This window comes from Nocardia sp. NPDC059764 (assembly GCF_042732555.1).
Classification (GTDB): domain Bacteria; phylum Actinomycetota; class Actinomycetes; order Mycobacteriales; family Mycobacteriaceae; genus Nocardia.
Genome location: NZ_JBHWHH010000102.1, coordinates 1 through 15,398, shown reverse-complemented (window position 1 = coordinate 15,398; position 15,398 = coordinate 1). Strand labels below are relative to the sequence as shown.

At 69.2% G+C, this 15,398-nt stretch carries 17 protein-coding genes; all 17 read right to left on the bottom strand.

Features of this window, described 5'->3' with window-relative positions; all coding sequences use genetic code 11:
- Positions 1 to 39 precede the first annotated feature (39 nt).
- Complete coding sequence (gene hypE, locus ACFV4K_RS22190) at positions 40 to 1,119, bottom strand: hydrogenase expression/formation protein HypE (RefSeq protein WP_379277319.1); 1,080 nt, start codon at positions 1,117 to 1,119, stop codon at positions 40 to 42.
- On the bottom strand, positions 1,112 to 2,224 hold the full coding sequence (gene hypD / locus ACFV4K_RS22185; protein WP_379277318.1) for a hydrogenase formation protein HypD: 1,113 nt from the start codon (positions 2,222 to 2,224) through the stop codon (positions 1,112 to 1,114). The genes hypE and hypD overlap by 8 nt, the downstream gene beginning before the upstream one ends.
- On the bottom strand, positions 2,221 to 2,544 hold the full coding sequence (locus tag ACFV4K_RS22180; RefSeq protein ID WP_379277316.1) for a HypC/HybG/HupF family hydrogenase formation chaperone: 324 nt from the start codon (positions 2,542 to 2,544) through the stop codon (positions 2,221 to 2,223). The genes hypD and ACFV4K_RS22180 overlap by 4 nt, the downstream gene beginning before the upstream one ends.
- 17 nt (positions 2,545 to 2,561) lie before the next feature.
- Positions 2,562 to 4,865 carry a carbamoyltransferase HypF gene (gene hypF, locus ACFV4K_RS22175; RefSeq protein WP_379277315.1) on the bottom strand — a complete coding sequence of 768 codons (2,304 nt, stop codon included), beginning with the start codon at positions 4,863 to 4,865 and terminating at the stop codon, positions 2,562 to 2,564.
- On the bottom strand, positions 4,862 to 5,104 hold the full coding sequence (locus tag ACFV4K_RS22170) for a HypC/HybG/HupF family hydrogenase formation chaperone (RefSeq protein ID WP_379277313.1): 243 nt from the start codon (positions 5,102 to 5,104) through the stop codon (positions 4,862 to 4,864). Before ACFV4K_RS22170 ends, hypF begins: the two co-directional genes overlap by 4 nt.
- Positions 5,105 to 5,107: 3 nt before the next feature.
- Entirely contained in the window at positions 5,108 to 5,584 is a 477-nt protein-coding gene (locus tag ACFV4K_RS22165; RefSeq protein ID WP_379277312.1) for a hydrogenase maturation protease, read from the bottom strand.
- A gap of 4 nt (positions 5,585 to 5,588) precedes the next feature.
- Complete coding sequence (locus ACFV4K_RS22160; RefSeq protein ID WP_379277310.1) at positions 5,589 to 5,708, bottom strand: DUF6893 family small protein; 120 nt, start codon at positions 5,706 to 5,708, stop codon at positions 5,589 to 5,591.
- On the bottom strand, positions 5,696 to 7,081 hold the full coding sequence (locus tag ACFV4K_RS22155) for a hypothetical protein (protein ID WP_379277308.1): 1,386 nt from the start codon (positions 7,079 to 7,081) through the stop codon (positions 5,696 to 5,698). The genes ACFV4K_RS22160 and ACFV4K_RS22155 overlap by 13 nt, the downstream gene beginning before the upstream one ends.
- Entirely contained in the window at positions 7,078 to 7,728 is a 651-nt protein-coding gene (locus tag ACFV4K_RS22150; RefSeq protein ID WP_379277307.1) for a DUF6084 family protein, read from the bottom strand. Before ACFV4K_RS22150 ends, ACFV4K_RS22155 begins: the two co-directional genes overlap by 4 nt.
- On the bottom strand, positions 7,725 to 8,369 hold the full coding sequence (locus ACFV4K_RS22145) for a DUF5947 family protein (RefSeq protein ID WP_379277305.1): 645 nt from the start codon (positions 8,367 to 8,369) through the stop codon (positions 7,725 to 7,727). Before ACFV4K_RS22145 ends, ACFV4K_RS22150 begins: the two co-directional genes overlap by 4 nt.
- On the bottom strand, positions 8,366 to 9,265 hold the full coding sequence (locus ACFV4K_RS22140) for a NifU family protein (protein WP_379277303.1): 900 nt from the start codon (positions 9,263 to 9,265) through the stop codon (positions 8,366 to 8,368). The genes ACFV4K_RS22145 and ACFV4K_RS22140 overlap by 4 nt, the downstream gene beginning before the upstream one ends.
- A 30-nt stretch (positions 9,266 to 9,295) precedes the next feature.
- Positions 9,296 to 11,092: a nickel-dependent hydrogenase large subunit gene (locus ACFV4K_RS22135; RefSeq protein WP_379277301.1), complete on the bottom strand. Its 1,797-nt coding sequence runs from the start codon at positions 11,090 to 11,092 to the stop codon at positions 9,296 to 9,298.
- A gap of 10 nt (positions 11,093 to 11,102) precedes the next feature.
- A complete protein-coding gene (locus ACFV4K_RS22130; RefSeq protein ID WP_379277299.1) occupies positions 11,103 to 12,158 on the bottom strand; it encodes a hydrogenase expression protein HypE in 1,056 nt (351 codons plus the stop codon).
- An 88-nt stretch (positions 12,159 to 12,246) separates the two neighbouring features.
- Positions 12,247 to 13,107: a hydrogenase nickel incorporation protein HypB gene (gene hypB, locus ACFV4K_RS22125; RefSeq protein WP_379277298.1), complete on the bottom strand. Its 861-nt coding sequence runs from the start codon at positions 13,105 to 13,107 to the stop codon at positions 12,247 to 12,249.
- Positions 13,065 to 13,439, bottom strand: a complete 375-nt coding sequence (locus ACFV4K_RS22120; RefSeq protein ID WP_379277297.1) for a hydrogenase maturation nickel metallochaperone HypA — start codon at positions 13,437 to 13,439, stop codon at positions 13,065 to 13,067. The genes hypB and ACFV4K_RS22120 overlap by 43 nt, the downstream gene beginning before the upstream one ends.
- 35 nt (positions 13,440 to 13,474) lie before the next feature.
- Positions 13,475 to 14,584 carry a HoxN/HupN/NixA family nickel/cobalt transporter gene (locus ACFV4K_RS22115; RefSeq protein WP_379277339.1) on the bottom strand — a complete coding sequence of 370 codons (1,110 nt, stop codon included), beginning with the start codon at positions 14,582 to 14,584 and terminating at the stop codon, positions 13,475 to 13,477.
- A 133-nt stretch (positions 14,585 to 14,717) separates the two neighbouring features.
- On the bottom strand, positions 14,718 to 15,398 hold a 681-nt coding region (locus ACFV4K_RS22110), incomplete at its 5' end, for an SDR family NAD(P)-dependent oxidoreductase (protein ID WP_379277295.1).

The window sequence follows — 15,398 nt, the reverse complement described above, 5'->3', positions numbered from 1 at the left end:
GGTGGGGGACGGTGATGGCGGGCCTCCGTGAGTTGGGGGTCAGCAGATGCGTGGAAGCTGTTCTCCTGCGGGTAGATCGACGACTCGGGTGCCACCGAGCGCGGTGTGCGCGGTCACCATGCCGGGATGCTCGGCCACACAGCGGCCGATGATCGCGGCGTGCACCCCGAGCGGATGGGCGCGCATGGCGGCCAGCACCCGATCGGCGTCCGCGGCGGGCACGAAGGCCACCAGCTTGCCTTCGTTGGCCACGTACAGCGGGTCGAGGCCGAGCAGCCCGCATGCGTCACGGACCCCGGCGGGGATCGGAATCGTTTTCTCGTCCAAAGCGATTCCCACGCCCGCGGCGCGCGCGATCTCGTTCAGGCTGGCGGCCAGTCCACCGCGTGTCGGGTCGCGCATGGTGTGCACGGTCGCGCCGGTCGCCAGCATCGCCGCGACCAGACCGTGCAGGGGAGCGGTGTCGCTGCACACGGTGGTCCCGAACTCGAGTCCCTCGCGGCAGGACAGTACCGCGACACCGTGCAATCCGATCTCCCCGCTGACCATCACCACGTCCCCGGGCGCGGCGAGTTCGGGCCGGATGTCGACGCCGGGATCGAGCACGCCGATGCCCGCGGTATTGACGTAGATGCCGTCCCCGTGCCCGGCGTCGACGACCTTGGTGTCGCCGGTGACGAGCGCGACGCCGGCGCCCAGTGCTGCGGTGCCCATGGCGGACGCCACTTCCGCGATCCGCACCAGCGGGGTGCCTTCTTCGAGGATGAACGCCGTCGACAGGACCAGCGGCCGCGCCCCCGACATCGCCAGATCGTTGACCGTGCCGTTGACGGCCAGATCGCCGATGGATCCGCCGGGAAACGTCAACGGCTTCACCACGAACGAGTCGGTGCTGAACGCCAGCCGGGTCTCGCCGACCGTCACGACCGCCGAGTCGCCGAGCCCGGCCTGCGCCGCCGCCCCGAACGCGGGCAGGAACAGATGCTCGATCAGCTCGCCGGACATCGCGCCGCCACCACCGTGCCCCATCACGATGGTGGGTGAGTCCCGCAACGGCATCGGGCACACCCAGTTCTCGAAATCGACGGCGCCGTTGCCGGTTCCGACCACGTCAGGCATGAGCCACCTCCGCCGGCAGGTCCAGCCGCCGGTACAGGTAGTAGGCCGCGCAGGCGCCCTCGGAGGACACCATGGTGGCGCCGAGCGGATTACGCGGTGTGCACTCCTTGCCGAAGGCCGCGCACTCGTGCGGTTTGATCAGGCCCTGCAGCACCTCGCCCGACCGGCAGATCGGCGATTCCTCGGTGTGCAGATCGCTGACCGCGAACCGGTGTTCGGCGTCGAACTCGCGGTAGCGCGGCGAGAGCCGCCAGCCGCTCTGCGGAATCACCCCGATGCCGCGCCAGCCGCGGTCGGTGATCTCGAAGACGTCCTCGAGCATGGCCTTGGCGGCCGGATTGCCCTCGGCGGTGACCGCGCGCCGGTAGGCGTTCTCCACCTCGTGGCGGCTGTGTTCGAGCTGGTCCACGGTGCGCCGGATGCCCTCGAGAATGTCGAGCGGCTCGAATCCGGTGACCACCACCGGAACCCGGTACTTCTCGGCCAGCGGCGGATATTCGGCGGTGCCCATCACCGTGCACACGTGCCCGGCGGCCAGGAAGGCCTGGACCCGGCAGCTCGGCGATTCCATGATGGCGGCGATCGCCGGGGGCACCAGCACGTGCGAGACGAGCAGCGAGAAGTTGCGCACGCCGAGCTTCTGCGCCTGGTAGACGGTCATGGCATTGGCCGGGGCGGTGGTCTCGAACCCGATGCCGAAGAACACGACCTGCCGGTCGGGGTTGGCGCGGGCGAGCTCGAGCGCGTCGAGCGGTGAGTAGACGACGCGGACGTCGCCGCCCTCGCTCTTGATTCGGAACAGATCCTTGGAACTGCCCGGCACCCGCAGCATGTCGCCGAACGAGCAGAAGATGACATTCGGCTGGGCGGCGATGGCCAGCGCCTTGTCGATCAACTCCAGCGGGGTCACGCAGACCGGGCAGCCGGGACCGTGGATCATCTCGATCTGGTCCGGCAGCAGTTGGTCGATGCCGTGGCGGATGATCGAATGCGTCTGCCCGCCACAGACTTCCATGATCGACCAGCGCCGCGTGGTGGTGGAGCGGATCCGATCCAGCAGCAGCTTCGCCAGTTCCGGATTACTGAATTCGTCGAGGTATTTCATGGTGTCACCTCCGGATCGGCGGTCGGGGTGGTGTCCGGGTTGGCCACTCCGGCCTGGGCGGCGGCGATCGCGAATCCGTCGCCGAATTCCTCCTTCAGCACGCCGAGGTGTTCGAACTCGGCGAGCGTCTGCATGGCCGACTCCTCGTCGAGGCGCTGGATGGCGAAGCCGACGTGCACGATCACGTAGTCGCCGACGGCGATGTCCGGGATGTACTGCAGGCAGACATCCTTCTGGACGCCGCCGAAGTCGACCACCGACATCCGCGTGCCGTCCCGCTCGTGGACGCTGAGCACTTTGCCGGGGACTGCCAGGCACATCGCTGTTCTCCTTCCGCTCAGCTCGCCGCGACGGCGAGTAACTGGCCGAACGCGATCCCACCGTCGTTGGGTGGCACGCGATGGTGGGTGAGGACATGGAAATCGTGCTTGCGCAGCAGCCGCAGCACGGTCGTGAGCAGCAGCGCGTTCTGGAACACGCCGCCGGACAACGCGACCGGTTGCTCCGGATCGCCGTAGCGTAACGCCAGATCCAGCACCAGATGCGCGACGCCCGCGTGGAACCGCGCGCCGACGACACCGGCGGGCACACCGCCGCGCACATCGGCGATCACCGCGGCGAGCACGGGCGCCGGATCGATGGCGGCCGTCTCGTCGGCGGGGTTGCCGGGCAGGGCGAACCGGTAGGCGACCTCGCCCGGGTCGGCGTCACGGGACAGGCCCTCCCATTCGATGGCGGCCTGCGCCTCGTAGTCGACCTCGTGCCGCACCCCGCACAGCGAGGCGACGGCGTCGAACAACCGGCCCATGCTGGAGGTGGGCACGCAGCCGAGCCCGGTGTCGAGCTGATGCGCCAGCACCTGCCGCTCGCGCGGCGGGCAGGCTTGGACGCACGGCAGATCCGGCGACCAGTCGAGGTGCGCGGACCGCAAGTGCGCCAGCGCCATTCGATAGGGCCGCTGCACGCTGAGGTCGCCGCCCGCCAGCGGCACGTAGCGCAGGTGCGCCAGGCGGCGGAAACCCTTGTAGCTCGCGGCGAGCACCTCCCCGCCCCAGATGGCGCGGTCGGGCCCGTAACCGGTGCCGTCGAAGGCGAATCCGAGCACGGTCGCGCTCGCGTCCAGGCCGTGCTCGCCCATCACGGCCGCCACGTGCGCGTGATGGTGCTGCACCAGCCGGATCGGCCGGTGGCCCGCGTGTTCCGCGGCCCAGGCGGTGGACCGGTAGCGAGGGTGGGCGTCGGCGGCGAGCTGCTGCGGGGCGACGCCGGTGAGTTTCTCCAGATGCCTTTCGGCGGCGGTGAACGCGCGCAGGGTCGCGACGTCGTCCATGTCGCCGATGTGCTGGCTCAGCCAGGCGTAGCGGCCGTCGGCGACGGCGCAGGTGTTCTTGAGGTCCGCGCCGACGGCGAGGGTCGGCGCGGCGGGCATCGGCAGGGCCAGCGGCAGCGGGGCGTAGCCGCGGGAGCGCCGGAACGGCACCTCGACGCCGTCGACCACCTTGACCACCGAGTCGTCGCACGGCACCAGGATCGGGCGGTTGTGGGACAGGACGGCGTCGGCGAGCCCGGACAGTCGTTCCCGGGCGTCGGAGTCGGTGTGGCAGATCGGTTCTCCGCCGAGGTTGCCCGATGTCATGACGAGCACGCGCGGGCCGGGAGCGTCGCCGGGCAGTCCGAACAGCAGCAGATGCAGCGGCGTGTAGGCGATCATCACCCCGAGATCGCGGTTGTGCGGCGCGACCGCGTCCACGGGCAGCGGCGGCGCGTCGGGGTCCTCGGCCGCGGAGGTTCGGCGCGGCAGCAGCACGATGGGCCGGGCCGGACCCGTGAGCAGGGCCGCGGCCGTCGCATCTACCTCGGCGATGGCCGCGGCGGTCGCCAGATCGGGCACCATGACCGCGAACGGCTTGTCGCCGCGGCGTTTCCGTCGGCGCAGTTCCGTCACCGCGGCGCTGTCGGCGGCATCGCAGGCCAGGTGATAGCCGCCGATGCCCTTGACGGCCAGAATTCCGCCGTCGCGCAGCATGTTCCGTGCCGCGCGCAACGGCTCCCCGGCCTCGGGGTCGGAGAAGGTCAGGGTCGGCCCGCACTCGTTGCAGGCGATCGGCTGCGCGTGGAAGCGGCGGTCGCCGGGATCGGTGTACTCGCGCGCGCAGGTCTCGCACATGGCGAACCCGGCCATCGAGGTCTGCGGGCGGTCGTAGGGCAGCGCGGCGATGATGGTGAACCGCGGACCGCAGTTGGTGCAGGTGATGAACGGATGCCGGTAGCGCCGGTTGGCCGGATCCTGAAGTTCGGCGGCGCATTCCGCGCAGATCGCGACATCGGGCGACGCGAGGGTGCGCCCCTCGCCCCGGGTGGTCCCGGCGATGTGGAATCCGGTCCCGCCGCGGACCGGGATCGCGGTCTGCTCGACGGTCTCGACGACCGCCAGCGGCGGCGGGCGGCCCCACAGGCGCGCGACGAAGGCGTCCACCCCGTCCGCCGCGCCCTCGATCTCGATGACCACCCCGGAACTGTCGTTGCACACCGATCCGGTCAGGGCCAGCTCGGCCGCCGTGGTGTACACGAAGGGCCGGAACCCGACGCCCTGCACCACGCCGCCGACGATGATCCGCCGCCGGACCCGGGCGCCGGTCACGGCTCCTCACCCGACCCCATCAGCCGCAGCCCCGCCAGCGCGGCGGCGGCCCCGGCCGCGTCGGTCTTCTCGACCGCGAACCCCATGTGGATGATCACCCAGTCGCCGGGACCGGCCGGATCGTCCTCCAGCAGGCCGACATTCACGGTCCGCTGCTCGCCGGAGACGTCGACCAGCGCGATCTGACCGTGATAGCCCTCGATCGGACCGACGACGCGGCCGGGGATGCCCAGGCACATCGTTCACACCTCCTGCGGGTGCCGCAGCGCGGTCACCACGGATTCGACGGCGGCCATCGCGGGGTCGACCGCGGCGGCCACGGGTTCGGTCAGGCCGATGCGGTCGGCGACCGAGCTGATCTGGCAGCCCACGATCACCGTCGGCGGAATGGTTCCGCCCATCGCCCGTACCACGGCGAAGACCGCGTCCGGGTGCATGGCGTGCGCGTCGAGACCGACGGCGCCGCCGCCCGGATCGGCGTGGAACACGTCCACCTGACCGGGCGCGCCGCGGTCGGGCAGCGCGTCGACGAGCACCAGCGCGTCCCAGCCGTCGAGCAGGTCGTAGGCCAGGTGCAGGCCGCGGATGCCGTAATCGGTCACGCGCACCTCGGGTTCGGTGCTCGCCGGCATGCGCCGCACCACCTCGGAGCCGAACCCGTCGTCTCCGAGGAAGATATTGCCGATGCCGGCGACCAGCACTCTCGTCGTGGGAATCACCCCGCTACATGTGCCGGATTCGCAAGTATCGGCGCACATCCGGTATCGACCGGATGCCGACCGCTGCCACCAACAGCGCTGCCAGGGCCACGAGCACGACGGCGATCACACCTACGATTTCCATGGCGGGATTCCTTTCTCGATCGGTTCGACTTCGTCGGGCGCGAAATACAGGTAGCGGCCGTACCATTCGTGCATCTCGGCGGCGGGATCGTCCTCGACGACCACCGCCAGGTGGAGCTGCCCGTCGACGTCCTCGTGTACCGAGGCGACGCGCGCGGTGCGGCCCGCGTAGAACAGGTCCTGCGCGTCGGCGCGGCGGGAGGGATGCAACCGCACCCGGCTGCCCCGGGCGACGGGCGTGCCGGCGATCACGACCGTGTCGGAGTCGGGGTCGACGGCGGTGTCGGACAACGGATCCCACCACGGGGTGTCCGGGTCGAGGGCGGGCAGGACGCGTGGCGATCCCGGTGCGGCGTCCACGAGCTGGTTGTCGTCGCGCAGCAGGCTGTCGTCGCGGAGCAGTCCGTGCAGTCCCTGCATGCTCTCGGGTGTCATGGCCTCGCAGCGGTCGATCAGCTCGCCGGCGCGCGGGTCGGTGGCTCGGGCCTGATCCTTCTCCTCGTCGGTGAGGGTGAGCACGCGCAGGGTCAGGATCTCGTCGATCTCGGTGGAATCGAACAACGGACCGGCGCTCTGCTCGGCGATGCGGGGATGGTCGTAGAGAATGATCGGCGAGATCAGCAGCAGGTCCTCGGTGCCCTCGGGACCCGCGAGCACGGGGAAGCAGCGGCGCTGGGTACAGCCCGCGGCCGCGTCGACGGCGTCCTTCGGCGGGTCGATCAGCGACAGGAAGACGCCGTCGCGCAGCTCGCAGAGCACGTGCGCGCCGAGGAAGGATCGGGTGACGGCGTCGTCCTTGTCGATCGCGGCGACACCGAGATTGCGGACGGTGACGCTGATCCGCTGATAGCGGCCGACCGGCTCGACGACGGTCTCGGCCAGGCCGGTCAGGGTGCGGCGGGTGCGCACGAGGCTGCCGAAGGGGGTGCCGTCGTCGTCGGCGAAGTCCTCGATGTCCACCCCGCCGTCCACGTCGATGCGGAACGTGGTGTCCGACAACGGTCTGGGCCCCGAGTCGATCTCCTGCTCGACGGCCTCGTCCCAGCCGGTCCAGACCCGTGCGCCCGCGCGTAGTTCCGGCACCGTCCGCCCGGTGACGTCCTCGACGGTGCGGCGTTGCAGTTGCAGGAACCGGACCGTCAGGCGCAGGGTCGCGGCGGGGCCGGCGTCGACCAGGAATTGCGCGGCGAGCGCGGACTCCTCGCCGAAGCCCGCCGCGTCCGCACCCTCGGGACCCAGGACCCCGAATTGCCAGCGGGACTGGTTCTTTCGCGCGTTCGCGTGGTACGGGTACAGCAGGTAGCCCTCGTACAGCACGGCATCGGCGACCGCCCGCGCCTGGTCGCGGACGCTGCCGGGCTCGTGCCCGCTCACGACGGCTCCCGCGACGGGGCCGACAGCAGTTCGGTGACCGCCTGGTCGTAGTCGAGAAAGCCGTGCCCGGACTTGTAGGCGGTGAGGGCGTCGATGGTCGCGCGCCGCATCCGGACCCAGCCGGTGTCGGGGTAGTGGGTGTCCATCAGTTGCCGCCACACCGACACGGGCATATTGAAGCGGTCGTCGCGATCCCACGGGATCTGCTGCACCGAGAAACCCGTCGCGCCTTTGAAGAACACGGTCCCGCTGAACAGGAACAACAGCGGCACCGTCCCGTCCCGCAGGGCGTGCAGGTACTTCGATCCGGTCACCTCGAGGTCATAGGTGCACGGCAGCGGCAGGTCGACCTCGGCGCCGCCGGTGAAGCCGGGCACCGTCGTCGTGGTGTGCATCCACAGGAACGTTCGCTGGGTGTCGTGCCAGCGGTCGCGGGTGCCGAACAGGTCGAGCAGCCCGCTGCCCTCGGCGTCGGTGTAGGCGCGTCGATTGGGTTCGATGCGGACCTGGGCCCGTAAGGCGATGGCGTGCACCGGTTCCTCGCCGAGCGCCGCGATCCCGACGCGCGCCGACAGCGTCGGCCCGATGGCGTAGGGCTCGGGTTTGATGTCGAGCACCGCGAAGGTGATCGAGTAGGCGGGGCTCACGGCCGCCCACCGCCTCGGGCGAGAGCGCGGGCGTTCATGGTGGTGAAGAACTCGTCGATATAGTGCCGGGCCTCGGAGCCGCCGTCGAATCCCTTCCACAGCAACCGCATTCGCCCGACGAACTCGTAGCAGGTGTCGATGGGCAGCAGTAGGCAGTCGCCGGGGCTCTCGCGGCCGGCGCTGCCGGGCATCCGGATCAGCAACGCTTCGACATCGTCGGCGAGCACATCGAGCTCGGGATGGTTGCGCAGCAGGTCCCGCCAGTGCTCGGGTGGCAACTCCGACTCGGTCGCGCCGGCCGGGCCCGGATAGAACGCGACCGTCCGGCCCTGCGCGGAATTCGCGAACAGGAACGCCAGACCTACCGGAATCTCGAGCGCGTCCCACTCGGCGGCCGTGATCGCGGTCTGCCCGAACGCCAGATACCGGTCCGGGACGGCGCGGTAGCGCAGCGCCGCCGCCGGCTCGGTGAACAGCAGATAGCAACTGGTGCAGACGCATTGCAGGTGGCGGCTCTCCACATCGACCACATGGCGGTGCGGCGCGCCGATGAGCTCGGCGCACATCTCGCAGCGCTCACCGGCCGGTCCGGGATCGGGCCGGTTCGCGAGTCGGCGCAGCACCGAGAACGAGGCGCTCATGTGGTGGTCTCCAGCGCGGGCACCGCCACCGTGGGCACGCCGTCGCGCAGCAGCACCGGCAGGGGCCGCAGGTGGCCTTCCCCGTCGAGCCGGTCCCCGGCGTGCACGGCGTCGTAGTGCGCCCGGCAACCCGGGCAGCGCAGCACGGCGTCGCCGACCGGGTACCCGGGCCGCCGATGCAGCTGGGCGCCGGTGAGCGAGCCGCCGCAGGCCGGGCAGGTGTCGCGGTACACCAGCAGGTTGTCGCCGACGCGGCAGGCCAGCAGGGCCTGCCCGGCGACCTCGTATCCGGCGACCTCGCCCGGACTCAGTTCCGCCAGCTCGGGCACCGCGACCCAGTCGGCGGCGGGCGCGGCGTGCACCCGGGTGAACAGGGACTCGGCCGGAATCACCGCTGCGGTCGAATCGGTCTGCGCGGCAACGACTTCGATGCGCTCGATCTCCGGCGCCGCGGCACGGACGGCTTCCTCGACCGCCAGTTCCAGGGTCACCGAGGACGACGGGCAGCCGCGGCAACTGCCCGAGAGCTCCAGCCACACCACCCCGTCCTCGACCCCGACCAGGCTGACGTCGCCGCCGTGGGAGCCGAGATAGGGGCGGACGCTGTCGAGCGCGGCGCGCACCCGCGTGGGGGCGTCGTCGGGGTGCAGCCCGTGCACGATCAGCAGACTGGCCACCAGTTCGTCCGCGGCCAGCCGCTGCACCGCGTCGTCGGCGAGCAATTCGACGATCCGGTGCAGCCCGGCGCCGTACAACTCGACGAGTTCACCGACGAGTTGTTCGGCGCGCTCGCGGGCGATCGGCCCGCCCGCGGAGCTCGCGTCGAGGAGGTCTTCGATCCGGTCGCCGGCGTGCCGCCAATGGTCGTCGCGCGCCGCCGGACGATCGTCTCCCATCGATGTCCCTCCTCACGGTCTGGGTCCTCGTCACTCGGTGACGGGCGTCTGGGTGGGGGAGTGCAGCAGGTCCAGCGACTTGCCACCGCCCAGATACATGTGCACGCCACACGGCAGGCACGGATCGAAACTGCGCACGGTGCGCATGATGTCGATCCCCTTGAAGTGCTCCCGGTCGTTCTCCTCGAAGATGGGCTGACCCTGCACCGCGTCCTCGTACGGACCCGGCGTGCCGAAGCTGTCGCGCGGGTTCGCGTTCCAGGGCGTCGGCGGGTACGGGTGATAGTTGGCGATCTTGCCGTCGCGAATCACCATGTGATGCGACAGCACCCCGCGGACCGCTTCGGTGAATCCGCATCCGATGCCCTCCTCGGGGACCTCGAACGCCTCCCAGGTCTTCGTGCGGCCCGCCCGGATCTCGACGAGCGCCTGCTCCGCGAAATGCAGCGCGCAGGCCGCCGCGTAGGCCTGGAAGTAGGTGCGAGCCCGGTTCCGCTCGATGGTGTTCGAGCCGAAAGCCGGTATCTTCCACTCGAATTCGACCGGCCCGCGCAGGGCCGTCTTGGGCAGGTTGATCTGCACGCTGTGGCCGGTGGACTTCACGTAGCCGATGTCGACCAGCCCGGCCAGCGCGGTGGCCCACAATCGGGCCAGCGGTCCGCCGCCGGTGTCGAGGGCCAGATGGTCGGTGCCGTCGAACCAGCGCGGCGACATCACCCAGCTGTACTTGTCCTCCAGATCGCGTTTCTGCGGCTTGGGGTTGGTGTGCTGGTTCCACGGGTGCCGCCGGTCCACCGGATTGCCCAGCGGATCCTGCGTCACGAACATCTCCTGATCGGTCCAGTCGTCGTAATACGAACTGCCCAGCAGGATTCGGATGCCGAGGTTGATGTCGACCAGCGAGGTGGTGAGGAGCTTGCCGTCGACGACAATGCCGGGGGAGACGAACATGTGCCGTCCCCAGTCCTCCATGTCACGGTAGGAGAAGTTGCAGAACTCGGGATCCTGGAACGAGCCCCAGCAGCCGAGCAGGGTGCGGCGCAGTCCGACCTGGTCGTAGCCGGGCAGGGCCTCGTAGAAGAAGTCGAACAGGTCGTCGTGCATGGGCACGACCTTCTTCATGAACTCCACGTACCGCATCAGCCGCGACATGTAGTCGGTCATCAGCTGGATCGTGGCCACGGTGCCCACACCGCCGGGATACAGCGTCGACGGGTGGACGTGGCGGCCCTCCATGAGGCAGAACATCTCTCGCGTGTACCGGCTGACCTGCAGCGCTTCGCGATAGAACTCGCCGGTGAAGGGATTGAGCGCGCGCATGATGTCGGCGATCGTGCGATAGCCGTGCGCGTCCGCGTGCGGCGCGGCGGTCTTCTCCGCCAGCGTGAGCACGCCGGGATTGGTCTCGGAGACCATCTTCTCGCAGAAGTCCACGCCGACCAGATTCTCCTGGAAGATATTGTGGTCGAACATGTATTCGGCGGCCTCGCCGAGATTGACGATCCATTCGCCGAGGTTCGGCGGCTTCACGCCGTAGGCCATGTTCTGGCAGTAGCACGAGCAGGTGGCGTGATTGTCACCGCAGATGCCGCAGATGCGGCTGGTGATGAAGTGCGCGTCACGCGGATCCTTGCCGCGCATGAAGATGGAGTAGCCGCGGAAGATCGACGACGTGCTGTGGCATTCGACCACTTCGCGATTCGCGAAATCGATTTTGGTGTAAATGCCCAGACTGCCGACGATGCGGGTGATCGGATCCCACGCCATTTCCACGAGCGAATCGGGCTCGATGAGGCGATGCGAGGGTTCCGGAATGATCTGAGTCATCGGAATTCTCCTACCAGGTGCGTCGTGCACCCGTCTCGAGCTCGGTGCCCCGATGCCGCCAGTGCGGCTCCTTGTCCACGGTGCGCTCAGTGATGTGGCGCAGACTGCGGATCACCGATCCGTACAGTCCGGACGCGGTGGAGGACAGCTTTCCGCCCGGTGGTTCGTCCATGAACGGCATGAACTTGTCCGGGAAACCGGGCATGGTGCAGCCGATGCAGATACCGCCCACATTCGGGCACCCGCCCACGCCGTTGAGCCAACCGCGCTTGGGGACATTGCATTTCACGACCGGACCCCAGCAGCCGAGTTTGACGATGCACTTCGGCGAACCGTATTCGTGCGCGAAATCGCCCTGTTCGTAATAGCCGGCCCGGTCGCAACCCTCGTGCACGGTCGCGCCGAAAAGCCATTTCGGGCGCAGCGCTTCGTCGAGCGGAATCATCGGCGCCTGGCCGGTCGCCATGTACAGCAGGTAGGTCAGGGTCTCGGAGAGATTGTCCGGCTGGATCGGGCAGCCCGGCACGCACACGATCGGGATCCCGGCCTTGCTCTTCCAGTCCCAGCCCAGATAGTCCGGGACGCCCATGGCTCCGGTCGGATTGCCCGCCATGGCGTGGATGCCGCCGTAGGTGGCGCAGGTGCCCACCGCCACGACCGCGGTTGCCTTGGGCGCCAAGCGATCCAGCCATTCGCTGGTGGTCATGGGCTGACCGGTCTCGGGATTGTTGCCGAACCCGCACCAGTAGCCTTCGGTGTGCAGCTGCTCGTTGGGAATGGAGCCCTCCACGACCAGCACGAACGGCTCGATTTCACCGCGGTCGGCCTTGAAGAACCATTCCAGGAAGTCATCGGCGCCCCCGGCGGGGCCACATTCGAAATCGATCAACGGCCAGTGGACGGCGACCTTCGGCAGTCCCGGAAGGGATCCGAGAGCGATCTCCTCGACACTGGGTTGGGTGGCGGCAGTCAACGCCACCGAGTCACCGTCACAACTGAGGCCTGCGTTGATCCACAGGACGTGGATCAGCGTCTCTTCGGCTTTGACTGCTTCGCCAGTTGGCATGAATGCCGCCCTTCAGAAGCTGGTGGCCACCTGCGTGGTTCCCATACAGCACGGAATCGCGTCGAAATGTGACCCTGATCACGCCAGTCTATTCTCGGCGCAGACCTTCCTCAAGATCGCTGAGCAGCGCGGATGTCTGTTCGAACAGCCATTCGTACCACCTGTCCAGGCCCATTCCGGTGGTCGCCGACACCGTCAGCACATCGATGCCGGGATGGATGGAATTCGCGTACTCGCGGCACCGCTCCACATCGAAATCCACGTAGGGCAGCAGGTCCATTTTGTTGACCAGCACCAGCGAGGCGGCCGCGAACATGTGCGGGTATTTCAACGGTTTGTCGGTGCCCTCGGTCACCGAGATGACGACGACTTTCGCGTGCTCGCCCAGGTCGAAAAGGGCGGGGCAGACCAGATTCCCGACGTTCTCGATGAACAGCAGCGTGCCGGGAGCCGGGGCGAGCGCCGTGAGCGCGGTGTCCATCATGGCGGCGTCCAGATGGCATCCGGCGCCGGTATTGACCTGGACCACGGGCCGCCCGGTCGCGCGGATGCGCTCGCCGTCGAGCATGGTCTCCTGATCGCCCTCGATCACCGCGATCGAGGTGGCGGCGAGGTCGCGCAGCGTGCGCTCGAGCAGGGTCGTCTTGCCCGAGCCGGGGGAACTGGTCAGATTGATCGCCAGGATGGCCTGCTCGGCCAGCCGGCGCCGGACCGCTTGGGCCAGTGCGTCGTTCTTCGCCAGCACCTTCTGTTCGAGGGTGATCGTCTCGGTCGGCGCGAGGTGCACGTGCTCGCCGGGGCCGTGCCCGTGCACGTGGTCGCCCGCGTCGCCGTCGTGCCGGTGCGGATGATCGTGATCGTGATCGTGCTCGTGCTCGTGTGAACGATGGTGGGGGACAACGGTGATCACGGCTGATCCGTCATCACCGCAGCCGCAGGTGGCGCACATTCCCGGCTCACCTCCAGGGACCGGATACGCAGCTCGCGCCCCGCGATGACTTCCACGTCGGCGCTGCCGCAGGGACACAACAGGATCGGATCGGCGACCTCGAAACGGTTGCCACAGGATCGACACGACGCGCTGCCCGCGATCACGGCGATCTCGAGCCGCGCGCCCTCGGCCACGGTTCCCTCCGCGGCGATCTCGAAACAGAACTCCATCGCGGCGGGGATCACCGCGCACAGCGCCCCGACCTCGACGGTCACACTGTGCACCCGCCGACCGGCCGCGTGTTCACACACCGCCTCGACCAGGCTGCTGGTTATCGCCATCTCGTGCACACGGGCCTCGATTCGACGATCGGAGAAGACCCACGCTACTCCCCGGCCTCGGGTGCGCGGGCGGTTGCCTCCACCCGGGGCGCACCGGCCCACCGCTGCTCGATGCGGCCGAAGCGCCACCCGGCCAGCGCGATCACCCAGATGCCGACGAAAACCCCGACGACCAGGCAACCGAGCAGCGTCGAATCGATCCCGCCGGGGTCGGACCGCGCGCCGCGCAGGCTCAACAGCTCGACCGTGCCCACGATCAGGGCGATCGCCACCGACAGCGCCGTCACGGTGAGGTTGTAGTAGACCTTGCGCAGCGGCTGCGCGAACGCCCAGCCGTAGGCGAAGTTCATGAAGGTGCCGTCGATGGTGTCGAGCAGGCTCATGCCCGCCGCGAACAGCACCGGCAGGCACAGGATGGCGTACCAGGGCAGCCCGGCCGCCGCGCTGGTCCCGGCCAGCACCAGCAGCGCGACCTCGGTGGCGGTGTCGAAGCCCAGGCCGAACAGCAGGCCGATCGGGAACAGCTGCCACGGCCGGGAGATCGACTTCATCACCGGGCCCAGCAGCCGGGTCACGAATCCGCGCCCGGCGAGCCGGTCCTCGAGTTCGGCCTCGTCGAACCGGCCCGAGCGCAACCCGCGCACCGACCGCAGAATCCCGGTCAGCACAACGAGATTGATGATCGCGATGAGGTAGAGGAAGCCGCCCACCACCGCGGCGCCGATCACGCCGGAGTAGTGGTGCAGCGCCGAGGAATCATCGGTCACCGGACCTGCCACCGCTTTCACGCCCACCGACAGCAGCAGCGCCAGCCCGAACACCACGGCGGAATGCCCGAGCGAGAAGTACAGCCCGACCGACAACGGCCGCTGCCCGTCGTGCATGAGTTTTCGGGTGGTGTTGTCGATGGCGGCGATATGGTCGGCGTCGAAGGCGTGCCGCAGGCCCAGCACGTAGGCGGTGAGCCCGACCCCGAACCCGAGCGTCCGGTCGCCGACGCTGAAGTGTTGTGGGGCCACGAGTCCGATCAGCGTGCCCCAGCCGATCACGTGCAACCCGACGATCACCGCGATGATCCCGGCCAGGCGGAGCCATTCCTGCCTGGTGATGGTGAACCGATCGGTCAGAAAGCCGATCGGGCCACGTCGCTGCACTGTCGACGCCACGGCTGACTCCCTGCGGCCCGGGTTCCTCGACCGTAGACTCCGCCGCCCCCGCGCGGCAAGGCCACTGGACGTGGCCGGGACTGCGGAGTGCATTGTTTATGCATCGATAGACTCGATCGTTTCACCGGGCGGGTAGGCCCGCCGCGGTGGCGCAGTACTGCCACACCCGTTCCCGGTCGGCGGCCGACGTGCGGGTCCGCGCCCGGTAGTGCTCCGGCCGGGCGCGGCGATCGTGCCAGAAACGCCCGGACGGCACGTCGGTGGCCGCCAGCCACACCGCGGTGTCCGCGCCCTGCTCGGGCGTGCGCAACAACGGTCCGGCCAGCCGTCGGAAGCGGGGCAGCGCCGCCGAGATGCCGGGGGTGTCCACCCAGCCCGGGTGCATGCTGTGCACGGAAATGCCCTGCGGCGCATACCGATCGGCGAGTATCGGGGTGAGAGCCACCTGGATGCGCTTCGAGCGCGCGTAGGCCGTCGCGCCGCGATAGGGGGTTGCCCGGTACTCGATGTCGCCGGGGTGCAAGGCCTGGGTGTACATGCCGCCCGAGGACACCAGGATCACCCGCGCCGCCTCCGAGCGGGCCAGCAGTGGTGCGAGCGCCTCGGTCATCAGCAGGGGGCCGAGCACGTGGGTCGCCAGGCAGAGCTCGTGGCCCTGGGGGTTCTCGGTGCGCTGCGGCGGCAGCACTCCGGCGTTGTGGACCAGCACGTCGACGCGATCGAGCTGCCGGGCCGAGTCGGCGGCGAAATCACGGACGGCGGCCAGGTCGGAGACGTCGCAGTGCGCGACCGTGAGCGCCGC